A 14,158-nucleotide genomic window follows, 5' to 3' on the forward strand; every position below is an offset into this window, starting at 1 on the left:
TAATTGTGCGAGCAGCCCTGGCAAAACCTCTGGACTGGTGTTCGATTCAACTCGCGCGGTTGAGCGTGCATCGTGGTGTGGGCGCGGTCGGACAAGTGGCGCAGGTTGAATCGCTGTTAGAGGACCCTGATTTCTTCGGCGATTCCGTTGTGGCTCCGCACGACTTGCGATTTACCACCAAGCGCGCGTTTCAGTTTACTTCATCGGTAGTTTCACCCTCGAAGCGGAACAACACGGTGCATGGCCGGCTTTTCACAACGGGCAAACGGTGGCAGGACAAGCCGGTGGTCATTCTGCTTCATGGTTGGAACATGCAAGCGGGCTATCACGTCCTGTTCCCGCACCTGGCGCGGCGGTTGGTGAAGCAGGGTGTGAACGTGGCGATGTTCGCGTTGCCGTACCATACCCGCCGGAAGCCGCGCGGCAAAAAAGCGATCCACAACTTTCTCTCGGGCGACCTGGTGCACGTGGTGCAGGCGGCCCATCAATCCCTGGCGGATGCGCGGGCGCTGATCGCGTGGCTGGAGGAACAGGGCTGTCCGCGGATCGGCCTGTGGGGCATTTCGCTCGGCGCATGGTTGAGCGGGCTACTGACCTGCGAGGACGCGCGCATTGACTGCGCGGTGCTGATGTCGCCGGTATCGCGGATGGACCGCGTGATTGCGGAGCTGGATTTCTGCGCACCCATTCGCCGCAGTCTCGGTGGCGCACGAGTAAGACTCGACCGGTTGAATTTGACGAATCATCAACCGAAAGTTGCGCACAACAATATCCTGCTCATCGGTTCGGAACACGATTTGTTCGCCCCGATTGGAACGGTGGAGGACCTTCACCGCGCGTGGAGTGGTACGGAGTTGTGGCGGCCGCGGCATGGGCATATCAGCGTGCTGATGTCGATGCCGGTGATGGAACGCACAGTTGGCTGGATAGCGCAGAAGATGCAGGGTGAGAATTGATCGCGTTTGTCGGGTATTTCTTGACGAACGCACCCTCCTGACCAAGAGCAAATTTTTACTGTACTTTTACACAGGAGCAGGCATTTGAATTGCTACAGTATGGGCACTGAGAAGCAAAAATCCATGATTCGCATAGACTACCAAGTATTGCGTGAGAGCAAGGCCGCAGACGGCGATGTCGATGTTCGCCTGGTCAAGAAGGCCCGGAGAATCTTTGGACGCGGCGCGCGCGAGGAGATTCTGCGGATCATGGATCCATTATTGCGCGTCCAGGCGAGCGAGATCGCGGAGAGACAAGTGAGCCCCCAGTCGCTCCATGAAGTTGGGCAGGGGGCTGTGCTGGAAGCGATCAAACTGTATCAGATTGGACAGCGCGAGGATTTTGGCGAGTTCGCCATGATCCACGCGCGACAGGCCATGGTTCTTGCCAAGAACAAGATGTATGTTCCCGATCCCCATGCCCCGAGGCCGGACCTGCCCCCGCGGCAGTTCTAGAATAGAATTGCATTCAGCCATCGGTCGCAGCATCCTAAGGGTACTATGCTCATCAGTAAGAAGATCAACGACGCCATTAACCAGCAAATTGGCAATGAATTTGGCGCTTCGCTGCAGTATGTGGCGATTGCCGCGCACTTCGACTTGGAGGCACTGCCGCAGTTGGCGGCGCACTTCTACGAGCAGGCCAAGGAAGAACGCGATCATGCGATGCGGTTTGTGAAGTTCGTTGTCGAGACCGACGGCGAAGTCGTCATTCCTGCCGTCAAGGCGCCGAAGGGCAAGTTCGCGTCGGCGGAGGAGGCCGTGAAATTGTCGCTCGACTGGGAGGTCGAGGTGACCAACCAGATTCACAAGCTGGTCGATCTGGCCAAGAAGGAAGTCAATTACACCACGGACAACTTCCTGCAGTGGTTCGTCAAGGAACAGCTCGAAGAGGTTTCATCGATGGACAACCTGCTCAAGGTGATCCGCCGCGCCGGCCAGGATGGTTTGCTGCGCGTGGAGGAATACCTTGCCCGAAAGTCCGGCGGGAAGTCGGCGCCGGAAGAAAATCTTTCCTGAACTGGTCGGCCGCCACGCGGCTGATGTGGCAATGGGCAGAGAGGATGGCTGATTTGTCGGCGAACTACGATCCCATGGTTCGTGAGCAAATCGAATCGCGCGGCATTACGAATGCCCGGGTGCTCGCCGCGATGAGCAAAGTCCCGCGGCATGAATTCGTGCCCGAGCATTTGGCCGACGCCGCCTATGAAGACCATCCGCTCCCCATCGGGTATAGCCAGACAATCTCGCAGCCTTACATCGTCGCGTTGATGACCGAGTTGCTGAAGCTCCAGCCGGGCGCGAAGGTGCTTGAAGTGGGGACAGGCTCGGGATACCAGGCGGCAATTCTCGCGGAAGTCGGCGCGGAGGTCTATTCGATCGAAATCCTTGAACCGTTGGCCAGAACATCCGCCGAACTCCTCCGGCGCCTCGGTTACGAGAACGTTCAGGTGAAGCAGGGCGACGGCTATCTCGGCTGGTCCCAGCACGCGCCGTACGACGCGATTGTCGTGACCGCTGCTGCTGATCACGTCCCACCGCCGCTGGTCGAGCAACTCAAACCGGGTGGCCGCCTGGTAATTCCGGTGGGCGATGGCCAGGATCAGCAATCCCTGTTGCTCGTAGAAAAGAGCACCGATGGCGGCGTTACGACCCGCGACGTCGCCCCGGTCATGTTTGTACCGTTGACTCGTGAAAACCGGGAGTGAGTTGTCTTTACAATCCCGAGTCGAGCACCGAACGGACGAGATGATTGAGCGACTCGATGTTGTAGGGCTTTTGCAGGTAGCCCAGGCAGCCATGGCGTAACATGCGCTGGCCCTCCTGGTCGTGGCTGTAACCGCTGGAGACGATCACACGCACGTCCGGGTTGATCTCCTTTATGCGCGCGAATAATTCAGAACCGCTCATCCGCGGCATCACCATGTCTGCAATTACCAAATCAATGTCCTTCTGGCGCTCGCGATACATGGAGAGCGCGGAGGCGCCATCCGGCGCGCTGAACACTTTGTAACCCTTCGATTCGAGACCGATCTGTGCCATTTCGCGGATGACTTCTTCGTCTTCGGCGAGCAGGATGCACTCCTGGCCGCCGCGCACAGTTGTTGGCGGCGGCACAGGCGCGGCGGTCGGCGCTTTCTTCGTGGCCGGGAGGAAAATCTCGAACATCGTTCCCATCCCCGGTTGCGATTCAACGCGAATCTCGCCACCGAAACCCTTCACAATGCTCAGCACCAGGGAAAGTCCAAGTCCCGTTCCCTTGCCTGGTCGCTTGGTGGTGAAGAACGGCTCGAAGATGTGCGAGAGCGTGGCGGCATCCATGCCCGAGCCCGTGTCGCGGAACCCAAGAACCACATAGTCACCATCGGGCAACGAGAGCGCGGGGCGGAACGGATCGGTCGCCTCGAGATGGACGTTGCGGGTCGTGATGGTGAACATGCCGCCCTCGGACATTACATCACGCGCGTTGACGGCGATGTTGAGGAAGATCTGCTCAAGCTGCGAGGGATCAACCTCGATGCAGTGAAGGTTTTTGGCAAACTGCCGCTGAATAAGAATCGACTTGTCGAAGCTGCGTTCGAGCATCTTCAAAGTCTGCTCGATGCAGTCATTGGCGTTGACAACAGCGAGGCGCGGGACCTCGCGCCTCGCAAAGGCAAGTAACTGCTTTGTCAGAGCCGCACCGCGGTGCGCGCTGGCTTCCGTCGCTTCCAGGTAACGATAGGTCGGGCTGGCGGGATCGGTTTGCAGCTTGACGTAGCTCGCGCAGGCGAGAATCGCCGCGAGGACGTTGTTGAAATCGTGGGCGATGCCGCTGGTCAACGCGCCGATGGACTCGATTTTCTGTACCTGTACGAGGTCGCGGTACAACTCCTCGGCTTGCACGGCGCTGGCGATGATGTTGGCGACGGTCAACATTTCCGCGGCGAGGGACGGCGAGATGTCGCGCGGGTTGCGGTAGAAGACGCCGATGAGGCCGACGAGTTCGTTGCGACGAATGACAGGATTTAGGGCGGCGCAGACAATGTGTTCACGCTTGCAGACATCAACGAGCGGGTCGGGCCCTGTTTGCGCCAGGTTGTTCAGGATAAGCTGGTGAGCCTGCTCAAATGCGGGGAAGGACCACTCAGTCGCCTCAAGTTGCTCGACGCTGTGCGCCGTGAAGCCGAAGGCCCCCTTGAGGACGAAGTGCGACTGGCCGTTCTTCTCCGTGATCCATGCCCCGACGACGTCAGCCTCAAAAAACTGAGCGATTTTTTCGAGTATTTCCGGTGAGATTTGAGCGACATCGAGTTTGTCAATCAAGGCGCGGGTAATTTGGTTGAGCGTGGATTGCCTTTGGAAGGCGAGCCGTTGCGAAAGCTCGATCTCACGGGAGCGAGTCGCCTGCAGTTCTTCGTGGTTTCGCTGCGTGCGCCGGACGTGGAGGTAGGTTTCGGCAGCGGCGAGTGAGACCAGGAGCAAGGAGGCACTGCTTAATGGCAAACTGACCTGGACCCATGAATCGTTACCGTTGTAGAGCCGCCCGATGAGCATATACGAGAACGTGATCGCCAGCGCCAGTCCGTAAAGTAGTGCGCGTGGGGACCACTCCCGAACGTCAAGTTTGATGGCCGTTGATTGCGCCATGGGAGCGTCTCACCGTCAACGCAACACAATTGAGCATGGAATATGCCGCTGGTGAGAATTGAGAAAAATAAAGGGTTTTCAGTCGTATTTCGGCACAAAATGCAAGCAGTTGAGGATGTAATGACAACAGCGGCAAGCAGATTTGCGCAATAGGCTTCGTGATTCGTGTCCACATTACCGGTCCCAGCGCCACAGATCTGTACCCTGGTTGATGGGTTAGGAGGAATGCGTATCCAGGAGACAGGCAGATCCTGGCGGGTCCGCAGATCAGGCAGATTTTCGGATTGCACGCCACTACAAATTGCCAGTATGTACTGGGCAACCTAGGGTATGCTTACTTTTTCATGAAAAGCGGAACGCGATCCGGACTCCGGTTAACGCTGCTTCTGCTCTTGGTGGGCGGGGTCTACCTCGTCATGCACAACTACGAGCAGCAGTTCGTTTACGCGCCCAGTCCGTTTATCAAGAAAACGCCCCGCGAGGCCAAGCTATCCTTTGACAACATCGCCCTGACAACTGACGACGGTGTCAACATTCAAGGGTGGTTTGTCCCGGCGCACGCGCCGGAGGACCCACCCATGACCAACGCATCGACTCCGACGCTGCTCTTCTTTCATGGAGGGGTCGGTAACATCAGCGACTATCTCCCAAAGGTCCACCTCCTTCACGACATGGGCCTGGATGTGTTCACCGTCGACTACCACGGTTACGGTAAAAGCGGTGGCACCCCGAGCGAAAGCGGACTGGCCAGCGACGCCCTCGCCGCCTACTTTTACCTGAGGGACAACCGCCACGTGAACCCCGAACGCCTCTACCTCTATGGTGAAGACCTGGGCGCGGCAGTAGCGATCGACCTGGCAGCGAAGAAGGTACCGGCAGCGGGCCTGATCACGGAAGGCGCGATTGCCTCGGTCATCGAAAAGATCGAGGAAGCCTGGCCCCTGATCCCGTGGCAGTTTCTGCTGCGCAATAAATTCGATTCCGTGACCAATATCCGCGACGTGCACATGCCGATCTTGATTATCCACAGCACCGAAGACAATGTGGTGCCATTCAATGATTCCCACCGCCTCTGGGCGCTAGCGCATGAACCGAAGGAACTCGTTGAGATTCACGGCGCCCACTGCGACGCTTTTGTCCATTCGTTGGATTCGTTCGATTTGTATTACGACAAGGTTTCGCGTTTTGTTTTCGAGCAGCCCAAAGACAAAACGGCGGACGCCCCTGTCTCAGCGCAAACCGCCGCGCCGGCGTCCAAAGACCCAACGCCATGATGAAAGCGCTCACGCTCTTGCTCCTTTTGCTGCTGGGGGCGCTGCGTCCGGCTGTGGCCGCTGACACGTTGCGGCCCGAGCAGCTCGGTCCGGGCATGAAGGGCTACGGTCTATCGGTGTTTAAGGGGACCAAGCCCGAGCGTTTTGACGTCGAGATTATCGGCGTCCTGCGAAACGCGTTACCCAAACAAGATATGATTCTCATCCGCTTGAGCGGCGCGGACCTGGAGAAACATAAAGTCATCGCGGGCATGAGCGGCAGCCCGGTATACATCGACGGGAAACTAATTGGGGCCCTCGCCTACGGCTGGACGTTCGAGAACGATCCACTGGCCGGCGTCACGCCCATCCATAATATGATGGCGGAACTGAAACTGCCCACGGTGGCCCCGTCGACCATCAACGCGTCCGTGTCGCTCGGTCAGACATCATCCATGGCCGCGCCATTTGCCCTGCCGAACGCCGCATTCGCACAAACCACGGACAGTTTCGGCGCGCCACATCCGTTGTTGACACCCCTTTCGCTCGGTGGCTTCAGTTCGCGCGTGCTGGAACGGTTTGCCTCGAAGTTTATGGGTTGTGGCATGATGCCGATTGCGGCCGGTGGCGCGGGCGCCAGGACCTTGCCGCACCACAGTGGCGATATGGAACCCGGCGGTGCGATTGGGGTGCAATTGATTCGCGGCGATATGGACGCCACGGCGGTCGGCACGGCCACGTACGTCGAAAAGAACCGCATCCTGGCGTTCGGCCACCCGTTTTTTCAAGGCGGTTCCGTGCAGGCACCTGCCGTGTCGGCCGAGGTACACACGATCATGTCCAGCCTGGAGCGTTCGTTCAAGATGGCGAGCCCCATCGCCGAGATTGGCTCAATGGTTGGTGACTGGCAGAGTTGCATCGTCGCCGACGCGAAAGTGCAGGCGCAGATGATCCCCGTTAGTATCGACGCGGCGAATCGCGACACGGGGCAGTCGGAGCACTACGATGTCGAGGTCATGAATAATCAGGTGTTCACGCCCCAGCTTGTGCTAATGGCGATCGCCCAGGCCGTCAGCGCCGCGTCGGGTTCCTCGCAGGACACCACCGTGCGGATTTCTGTGGGGGCGGAACTGGCTCCCATAAAGGCAGGCGGATCGTCGCGAACCATTACGGTAACCAACACTTTCTTCAGCGCCGGCGGCGGTATGTTGAGCATCGAGGGTCTCATGCCGCTGTTGGCGATGTTCAACACCCCGTTCGGCAGCCCGACCGTGAAACGCGTCGACGTGAAAGTGGACGCGGCGCTCACGCGCCAGACGGCGGAGATCAAACGCGCCTACTTTGACAAGTCGGAACTCCAACGTGGTGAAAGGACAACCCTTAAAATTGTGCTCAAACCCTTTGGCCGACCCGAGGTCACGAAGACGATTCCCATCGACGTCCCCGCGGCGACGGACACGTTACATTACCTTGTCGTCACGGTGGTTGCTGGGAATAACGCGCCACCGGACGCCGCGCCGCCCGACAGTCTTGACGAGTTTCTCGATTTCATACAACAAGCACATCACAATACCGATTTGGTCGCGCTCTCGCCGACGCACAGCCAGGGCATGCAATACCATGGCAAGCTGCTGAAGAAACTTCCGCCGAGCGCCGTCGGCATTCTGGACGATTCAAGCACGGCTGACGTCGTCGCCGCCGCGGACATCTCGCAACTTGTGGAGCCCACGGACTGGGTTCTCAGCGGTCAGGCCACGGTTCGCGTGCCAATCAGACAGGAATAATATCGCATGAAGATCCTATTCTCAGCTTTGCTGGCCATCCTTCTCAGTGCCGTGACGGTCCAGGCCGTCAAGACCCAGCGCTGGGAGCTAAAGTCGCCGCAGGATTTCATGCATGGCAAGATACAGCAGCTTATCGTCACGAGCGGTGGTGAATTACGCCTGGGCTATGGCAGCACGAAACTGGGCGAGTTCGCCAAGGAAATTTGGTGTTCGGCGGTGGATCGTGACGGCGTCGTTTATTTTGGGACGGGCTCGCCGGCTGAGGTCTACGGGCTCGGTAAGGATGGCCGGACCACGAAGCTCTTCGAGGCCGATTCGATTGCCGTGACGGCGGTCGCGCTCGATTCGCATGGTAATCTCTACGCCGCGACGATGCCGGAGGGGAAGATTTACAAAATCTCCACGACCGGCAAGGCGACCGTGGTGAAGATCGATGAGCCGTTTTGTAAACTGCGGGCGCCGTACGTCTGGTCGCTGGTCGTGGACAAACAGGACCGACTGTTCGCGGGCACCGGCCCGGATGGGAAGATTTTCCACATCGGCCCGGACGGCAAGGCCGAGGAATGGTACGCTGCCGAAGACTCGAACATTTTGTGCCTCGCGCTTGATGCCGATGGCGCGCTGCTTGCCGGCGGGAGTGACCGGGGTTTGCTCTACCGCATCGCGGAAAAGGGCAAGGGTGTTGTTCTCCACGAGTTTGCCGAGGACGAAGTAAAGGCGCTTGTGGTGAACGGCAACGAAGTTTACATCGGCGTGAACCGGCAAAAGATCAAGCGGCCGCGAGGCGTGGCGGCGCGACGCCCGAGCGCGGCGGAGTTTGAGGACCTCACGCAGCAGTTGAGCAGTCAGTTCGGCGCGGCGATGACAGCCGAAACCGTGGCGCGCGAGCGCGAGACACCGCCGGAAGCGCGTTTGGCAAATCTGCTCGCGGGCAATCTCTACGTGCGACATGCCGACGGGCGTGTCGACCGGCTGGCGAACTGGGACAATGAATCTGTTTTGGATGTGAAAGTCGACGGCGAAGGCGCGGCATTGGTCGGCACGTCGGGTCAGGGCCGTGTTTATCGCGTCCGCGACAGCCAGAATTGGGAATTACTCTTTGATTTTGACGAACAACAAGCGCTCACACTCGCGGTGCGTGATGGCAAGCTCGCGTTCGTTGGCACCGGCAACATCGGCAACGCGTATGGTATCGACGCACAAAAGGCACACGAGGGCGAATTGACGAGCGAAGTGCATGACTGCCGTTTCCTCACGACGTGGGGCAACCTTTCGTGGATGGGTAGCGGCGCCATCGCCGTCGCCACACGCACCGGCAACACCACGTTGCCCGATTCGACATGGTCGACCTGGGCCGAGCCTGCCAAGACCTCGCCCACAAAGGTGGCGAGCCCGCGTGCGCGGTTTATCCAGGTGCGGGCCCAACTCACCGCGGGCGCCGACCCGATGTTGGAGTCGCTGGATCTGTATTACCGGATGCAGAATCAAAAGCCGGAAGTCTCGTCAGTTGAGATAGGCGACAAACCAAAGCCATCGACTGAAAAGTCAAAAGCCGAGCTGTCGAACGATTTGAAATCGGACGATGGTGATACCGAAGCCACTGCCAGTATGGCCCTTCAGCGCGCGACCTCGTCGCCCAAAACAGAGGAGGCCCGTCCAAAACCCGCCACGCCGATCAAGGAAATCCATTGGCGCGCCAGCGATAGTGATGGCGACACACTCGTCTACCGGCTCTTCTACCAGGCTGAAGGCGACGGCGCCTGGGTGCCTGCTTTTTTGGAGAAGCCGTTAAAGAAGACCGAGTATTCGTGGAACACCGAGTCCATTCCCGACGGCTGGTATCGTATCAAGGTTGTCGCCAGTGACGAGGAATCCAACCCTGTGGGAGAGGCGCTGACCGACGAAAAGATCAGCGACCCCGTCAAGGTTGACAATACTCGTCCGCAGGTGCAGCAACTCTCTTATGATGCGGCCGGCGAAATTCTCAAGGGAATCGCCCGCGACAACCTGAGCTTAATTCGCTACCTCGAATACTCGGTCGACGGGGGCGAATGGAAATTTTTTGCCCCGAAAGATGGCGTGTTCGACGACCGCGAAGAAGCGTTCGAAGTCAAAGTCGGTCCTCTCGCCACGGGCTTGCATTTCATTGCCGTGCGCGCGACCGATGAAGATGGAAACATCGGCGTCGAGAAGTTGTCGGTGCGGGGAAAATGATGTTGTGGCCGGGCTTGTATGAAGCGCCTCTCTACCCTGAGTCGTGAGACATGATCCGTCTCGAGAATGTCAGCGTTGAGTACCGATTGAAGAGCGAACGCGTGCAGGCGTTGCGGAACCTTAACTTGCGCATTGCCGAGGGAAGTTTTGAGGCCATCATGGGGCCGAGCGGGTCGGGCAAGACGACGCTTATCCAGCTCATTGCGGGTTTACTTACGCCTACTGCGGGCGAAGTAATCGTCTCCGGCGAGTACCTGAGCCGCCTGGACGATGAAAAGATCTCCGCCTTCCGCAACCGTACCATCGGCTTCGTCTTTCAATTCTTCAATCTGCCGAATTATTACACGGCGGTGGACAACGCCGCGTTGCCGTTGGTGTTTACGGGAGTGGACGAGCGGACCCGCCGGATCCGGGCGCGCACGCTGCTGGCGGAATTCGGGCTGCAAGATCGACTGGATCACAAACCGGATCAGCTCTCCGGCGGCGAAGCGCAACGCGTCGCGATCGCTCGCGCCCTGATCAACAACCCAAAGATTATCCTGGCTGATGAACCGACCGGGAACCTCGACCGCGACACGGGTGCGCACGTGATGGAGTTGCTGCAGAAGATCAACCGCGAGCGCGGCGTGACGGTATTGATGGTCACGCATGACGAAAAGGCCGCCGGGTTCGCGCAGCGAATCATCCGGATTGAGAAGGGGGAATTGGCATGATTCGGCGGCGCGATTATCTGCGGTTGACGACGCAGAAGCTGGCGTTGCGGAAGAAACGCGCGGCATTTGCCATCATTTCCGTTGCGCTCGGGGTGATCGTGGTTGTGACGGCAAATTCACTGATGGAAGGTGTGCGTAATGTGGCCGTGAAAACGATTTGGACGGAAGAGATCGATCCCGACGTGATTCACGTGTATGCAGGGGAAAACCCGTACGAGCTTCTCCCGCCCGAAGAGGGGCCGAAACGGGAAGCGAAGAAGCGGATCGAGTATTTGAGCGAAGCGGTGTTCGACGAGATCCGCGGCTGGTCCGGGGTTGAGGCAGCCGACCGGCCCGTCGTGGTGCAACCGGTGAGCGTGAACGGGTTCGACAAGCGGCCACGCAGCGTATCCGAATTCCAGGGTGTGCCAGAGCCCATGTTGCTGCGGTACGTAACTGACCGCGCGCTGGTGACCGCAAATACCAATGCGATCCCCCTGGTCGTAGGGGAACGCAATGTGCGGCTCCGCTTCGACGAGAAGCGCGGCAAACTGGAGTCCGATCCCGCGGGCGAGAAGTCCTGGCTTGGTCGCGAAGTTACAATCCTCCTCGGCGACAACTACGCACGGGTCTCTCGATTCCAGTACGATTACAATAAGCGCGAATTCAAGCCATTGGGCGAAGACGAAGTAGTGTCCCAACACGACGCGATGGAGCGCAATTTCCGTGTACAGTACGATACGGCTATTTTTAACACGACCCTCACGCTGAAAGGGCGCGTCGTTGGGTTTTGTCCCGGCAGCAAGGTGCTTATTCCGCTCGAAACGGCGACGCTGTGCGAGAAGTGGATCGACCAACGCAACCGCCTGGCTTCGCGGAATCCCGCACGTGAAACGACCGAAGTGGTCTATGGCGAGCGTGGCCGCCGCACGCCGAAACCAGGTGAGTACACCGAAGGCGCCGTGCTGGTGAAAAAGGGCGCGGACATCGAAGCCATTGCCAAGCGCATTGAGGAGATGGGGTTTTCCGTCGCGACGCGAGCGCGTATGTTTGAAGATCAGGCGCGCGCATTCGACAGCAGCGTGAACATCGTGAAGAAAGTGGCGTTTGCGTTCGGTGGCCTGATTCTCGGGCTGGCTTGCGGTCTGGTCTGGAGCACCACCTCAAAGACGGTATCCGACAGCCGTGCGGACATCGGCCTTTTCCGCGCGCTGGGCGCGACAAAGCGCGAGATTCGCCGGCTGTTTCTCGGCGAAGCGATGCTGCAGGGTGTGCTCGGCACCGTGGTTGGCATGGTGCTCGGTTGGGGACTGGCGCTCGCGATCGGCCACTGGGTGATCGGCTTCGCACGCCGCTCGGTTTATGAACCCGAAGAAGCGCTGCTCATTCCCAATTCGATTTTTTCCATGAATCCCCGGTTTTGTCTCCTGCTTATCGCTGGCGCGGCGCTGGTTTCACTGCTGGCCGGACTGTTGCCCGCCAATCGCGCAGCGAACGTCGATCCCGTGAAAGCGCTGAAGAGGGAGTGAGAGAGCCACGGTCGGGCCGATGGATTGCGAAGCAGGCGCAGGCGTGTGGCTACACGCGAATGGGCAACAGCACGAAGGGGAAGCCGGCGTGGTAGAAGCGCTTTTGAACGGCGAAGACGGTGTAGTTGTGCAGCCAGCGGGAGGCGAAGGTGTCTTTTGGGAACACAAGTTGGCCGCCGAAGAAAACGCTGTTGGGGAACTTCGCGACGATCTTCGGGGCGATCTGATCCAGTTCTTCCACGACGTCGGTGCCGAGCGCGTAGAAAGCCTCGGCGTAATGGCCGTGCTCGCGCATGTAGTCAACGTAGTGTTCCATTTCGTCGAGCACGTGCCTGCGGAGGCGGTCGATTTCGTCCGAGCCCTTGAAGTTGCCCGCGTCGATGATGCCGACCTGCACGAACACGAAGTTCTTGAACACGCCACCGAAAACGCGCATGACCCCGTAGAGCGTGTGGAGGCCGAGCCCGTTGTAGCCGCTGACGAGGATGACGGCGGTCTTGGCCTTTGGATCGCAATCGGGGGCGGGTTTGGCTACTACCGGCTCGTCCATTCCCGTGTCGACGGCGGCAACCTTGACGAGGTCGTTGAGGCGGCGCAGTAAACGACCGGTGTAACGATAGTGGCGATGAATCAGGAGCGAGATAATGACCAGCCCGGCGGTCAGGAGGATCGTGATGGCGCCGCCTTCCCGGAATTTAATGACCGTCATCAGGGCGAGGATTGCCGTGCACAGGACAAGGCCGAGACCATTGATGAAGAGTTTTTTGCGGCGATGCTCCACTCCTTTCTCGGTGATCCACCAATGACGGACCATCCCGAGTTGTGAAAGTGTGAAGGTGATGAACACGTTGATGCTGTACAACACCACGAGGAATTCGACCTTGCCGGACGACAACCACATCATTCCGAAGGCCGCTACGCCCATCAGCACGATGCCGTTCTGTGTCACAAGGCGGTCGCTCAACGTGGCGAATTTCGTGGGCATCCAGCGGTCGAGCGCCATGTTGGAGAGGACGCGCGGGCCGTCGAGGAAACCGGCCTGGGCGGCGACAAATAACAGCAGGGCCTCGGAAATCAACGTTACCAAAATGAACCAGTGCGCGCCGGCGCCCCAGTTGGCGGTCAATGTTTCGAACAACACCGCGTTGAGCGTCTTGCCCTTCTGAACGTTCACATGCAAGAGCAGATAGGCGAACATCAGTCCCGTGGCGGTGAACGCCAGCGAAGTGGCCATGTAGAGCATCGTCCGCTTACCGGTCTGTACCTTCGGTTCCCGTAGAATGGGCATGCCATTACTAACGGCTTCGATGCCCGTGTACGTACCCGCGCCAAGGCTGTAGGCGCGCAACATTAGCATCAGCATTCCAAGCAATCCGAGCTCGCCATGCGCTTGACGGACAGCATCCGCCGTAGCGGTAAAGACCTGGCCGAAATCGCTCCCATGCACAATCAGCGCGTAGAGGATCACGAAAACGTGCGTGATGACAAAGACCATGAAGACGGGAACGAGGGTCACCACCGACTCTTTCACGCCACGGAGGTTCAGTAGCGTTAGCACCAACACCCCGAGGTAGGCGAGGGTCAGTTTGTACGGCAGCCACGATTCCGGCAGAAAGCTGAACAGGGCATCCGCGCCACTGGCGATGGAGATCGTGATCGTCAGTACGTAGTCAATGAGCAGCGCGCAGCCGGAAACCATACCGACGGTGGGCGCGAGCAATTTGCTCGCGACGAGATAGCCGCCGCCTCCGGTCGGGAACAATTCGATGATTTGCGAATAGCTGGCGCTGATGATGAACACGGTCAGTGCTGAAGCCAGCCCGACAAAGACGCAGAGGTACGGGTGCGATCCCAGCGCCCGAAACGCCTGCTCCGGCCCATAGCAGGATGATGACAGGCCGTCAGCGCCCAGTCCCACCCAGGCGAAGAATGCAATCAGCGAGAGCTTGTGAAAGACAGAGCGATCATGCGGGCTGAGAGAGCGGCCAATGAGTACCGCCTTCACCCGCTGAGATAAAGTGACATCCGAGGAAGCGGAGTTTATTTTTTTTTCATCCACCA

General features: G+C 58.9%; 11 protein-coding genes. 9 read left to right on the top strand and 2 right to left on the bottom strand.

Annotation, left to right across the window (positions count from 1 at the left end):
- Nucleotides 1–5: 5 nt before the first annotated feature.
- From VNL17_08340 to VNL17_08355, 4 genes are all read left to right on the top strand, one after another.
- Nucleotides 6–956: an alpha/beta fold hydrolase gene (locus VNL17_08340; protein ID HXI84083.1), complete on the top strand. Its 951-nt coding sequence runs from the start codon at nt 6–8 to the stop codon at nt 954–956.
- A 123-nt stretch (nt 957–1,079) separates the two neighbouring features.
- Nucleotides 1,080–1,451, top strand: a complete 372-nt coding sequence (locus tag VNL17_08345; protein HXI84084.1) for a hypothetical protein — start codon at nt 1,080–1,082, stop codon at nt 1,449–1,451.
- A gap of 45 nt (nt 1,452–1,496) precedes the next feature.
- Nucleotides 1,497–2,015 (top strand): ferritin, encoded by a 519-nt coding sequence (locus VNL17_08350; protein ID HXI84085.1) that lies wholly within the window; start codon nt 1,497–1,499, stop codon nt 2,013–2,015.
- A 74-nt stretch (nt 2,016–2,089) separates the two neighbouring features.
- The gene (locus tag VNL17_08355; GenBank protein ID HXI84086.1) at nt 2,090–2,704 is read left to right on the top strand and encodes a protein-L-isoaspartate(D-aspartate) O-methyltransferase; all 615 of its coding nucleotides are present in this window, start codon (nt 2,090–2,092) and stop codon (nt 2,702–2,704) included.
- Nucleotides 2,705–2,711: 7 nt separating this feature from the next.
- Here VNL17_08355 and VNL17_08360 read toward each other — a convergent pair whose 3' ends face one another.
- Nucleotides 2,712–4,625, bottom strand: coding sequence for a response regulator (locus VNL17_08360; protein ID HXI84087.1), 1,914 nt, complete (start codon nt 4,623–4,625; stop codon nt 2,712–2,714).
- A gap of 344 nt (nt 4,626–4,969) precedes the next feature.
- Here VNL17_08360 and VNL17_08365 point away from each other — a divergent pair, with 344 nt between their 5' ends.
- Genes VNL17_08365 through VNL17_08385 form a run of 5 tightly spaced genes read left to right on the top strand, consistent with a single transcriptional unit; the run spans nt 4,970 to nt 12,097 of the window.
- A complete protein-coding gene (locus tag VNL17_08365; GenBank protein HXI84088.1) occupies nt 4,970–5,899 on the top strand; it encodes an alpha/beta hydrolase in 930 nt (309 codons plus the stop codon).
- On the top strand, nt 5,896–7,662 hold the full coding sequence (locus VNL17_08370; protein HXI84089.1) for a SpoIVB peptidase S55 domain-containing protein: 1,767 nt from the start codon (nt 5,896–5,898) through the stop codon (nt 7,660–7,662). Before VNL17_08365 ends, VNL17_08370 begins: the two co-directional genes overlap by 4 nt.
- Nucleotides 7,663–7,668: 6 nt before the next feature.
- Nucleotides 7,669–9,876 (top strand): WD40 repeat domain-containing protein, encoded by a 2,208-nt coding sequence (locus tag VNL17_08375; GenBank protein HXI84090.1) that lies wholly within the window; start codon nt 7,669–7,671, stop codon nt 9,874–9,876.
- Between the two features lie 50 nt (nt 9,877–9,926).
- A complete protein-coding gene (locus VNL17_08380) occupies nt 9,927–10,589 on the top strand; it encodes an ABC transporter ATP-binding protein (GenBank protein HXI84091.1) in 663 nt (220 codons plus the stop codon).
- Nucleotides 10,586–12,097 carry an FtsX-like permease family protein gene (locus VNL17_08385; GenBank protein ID HXI84092.1) on the top strand — a complete coding sequence of 504 codons (1,512 nt, stop codon included), beginning with the start codon at nt 10,586–10,588 and terminating at the stop codon, nt 12,095–12,097. The genes VNL17_08380 and VNL17_08385 overlap by 4 nt, the downstream gene beginning before the upstream one ends.
- Before the next feature lie 49 nt (nt 12,098–12,146).
- Here the strand turns inward: VNL17_08385 and VNL17_08390 are convergent, their stop codons facing one another.
- Entirely contained in the window at nt 12,147–14,102 is a 1,956-nt protein-coding gene (locus VNL17_08390; GenBank protein ID HXI84093.1) for an APC family permease, read from the bottom strand.
- Nucleotides 14,103–14,158: the final 56 nt, after the last annotated feature.

The organism is Verrucomicrobiia bacterium (assembly GCA_035577545.1).
Lineage (GTDB): Bacteria > Verrucomicrobiota > Verrucomicrobiia > Palsa-1439 > Palsa-1439 > Palsa-1439.

Excerpts from the sequence above, each read along its gene's own strand:
- VNL17_08345 (HXI84084.1), top strand. The coding sequence starts at position 1,080 with ATGATTCGCATAGACTACCAAGTATTGCGTGAGAGCAAGGCCGCAGAC.
- VNL17_08365 (HXI84088.1), top strand. The coding sequence starts at position 4,970 with ATGAAAAGCGGAACGCGATCCGGACTCCGGTTAACGCTGCTTCTGCTC.
- VNL17_08385 (HXI84092.1), top strand. The coding sequence starts at position 10,586 with ATGATTCGGCGGCGCGATTATCTGCGGTTGACGACGCAGAAGCTGGCG.
- VNL17_08375 (HXI84090.1), top strand. The coding sequence starts at position 7,669 with ATGAAGATCCTATTCTCAGCTTTGCTGGCCATCCTTCTCAGTGCCGTG.
- VNL17_08370 (HXI84089.1), top strand. The coding sequence starts at position 5,896 with ATGATGAAAGCGCTCACGCTCTTGCTCCTTTTGCTGCTGGGGGCGCTG.
- VNL17_08360 (HXI84087.1), bottom strand. The coding sequence starts at position 4,625 with ATGGCGCAATCAACGGCCATCAAACTTGACGTTCGGGAGTGGTCCCCA.
- VNL17_08350 (HXI84085.1), top strand. The coding sequence starts at position 1,497 with ATGCTCATCAGTAAGAAGATCAACGACGCCATTAACCAGCAAATTGGC.
- VNL17_08380 (HXI84091.1), top strand. The coding sequence starts at position 9,927 with ATGATCCGTCTCGAGAATGTCAGCGTTGAGTACCGATTGAAGAGCGAA.
- VNL17_08355 (HXI84086.1), top strand. The coding sequence starts at position 2,090 with ATGGTTCGTGAGCAAATCGAATCGCGCGGCATTACGAATGCCCGGGTG.